This is a genomic window from Streptomyces thermoalcalitolerans (assembly GCF_039525155.1).
Classification (GTDB): Bacteria; Actinomycetota; Actinomycetes; order Streptomycetales; family Streptomycetaceae; genus Streptomyces; species Streptomyces thermovulgaris.
In genome coordinates, this window is sequence record NZ_BAAAHG010000139.1 from 1 (window position 1) to 927 (window position 927).

Annotated in this window: 1 protein-coding gene; it reads left to right on the plus strand. The window is 68.7% G+C overall.

Features of this window, described 5'->3' with window-relative positions; translation table 11 throughout:
* Positions 1–142: 142 nt before the first annotated feature.
* Positions 143–916: a transposase family protein gene (locus ABD224_RS29225; protein WP_344055340.1), complete on the plus strand. Its 774-nt coding sequence runs from the start codon at positions 143–145 to the stop codon at positions 914–916.
* The last annotated feature ends 11 nt before the right edge of the window (positions 917–927 follow it).

Genomic DNA, 927 nt, shown 5'->3' on the forward strand with positions numbered 1-927 from the left:
GAGCGTTTCTCATCCTGTGGTTCGTGGGTGATGGCGGCTGGTGGTCGAGGACCGTAACGCGGCAGGGCTCCTGGCCGTTGCGGTTGGTGATCTCACTCGCCAACCTCTCGACACAGGAGCCCTGTTGATCCCGTATCGTGCCATGCTCGACGTCCCGCACGAGGTCGTGGAGCACATTTCCTGGCTCATCTACGCCCGAAGGTGTGAGCTGAACTCCCGCCGGCGCAAGCTGGGCTGCTTCCGGCAAGCCCTGCTGGTCCTGGTGCACCTGCGCAAGAACGAGACCCTGGCCCAGCTCGCAGCAGCCTTCGGTGTCTCCACCGCCACCGCCGGCCGGTACGTGAACGAAACGGCCGGCCTCCTCGCCGAGCACGCCCCGAGCCTGCACCAGGCCCTGCACAAGCCGCCGCCGGAGGGGTTCGTCATCCTCGACGGCACCCTGACCGCCACCGACCGCATCCGTGCGGACGAGCCGTACTACTCGATGAAGCACCGCCGTCACGGGATGAACGTGCAGGTCGTGGCCGCCCCGGACGGAACACCGCTGTGGTTCTCGCGCGCACTGCCCGGCCGCACCCACGACCTGACCTCCCCCAGCCTTCGGCCGGGGGCACCCCCAGCCCGCGCACACGGTGTGATCCAAGCCTGCCTGTCCCACCAACTCCTGGTCCTGGCCGACCGCGCCTGTCAGGGCGCCGGCGCCACCGTCCGCACCCCGTATTACGGACACCGCGACCTGCCCGAGCACTACCAGCGATACAACCGGGACCACACCCGCCTGCGCGCCCCGGGCGAACGCGCCTTCGCCCGCCTCAAACAATGGCGGATCCTCCGCAAGGCCCGCTGCAGCACCAACCGCATCGGCCGCACGGTCGCCGCCATTCACGCCATCGAGATCGCCTGGCGCTCAGGATGAGAAACGTTCAC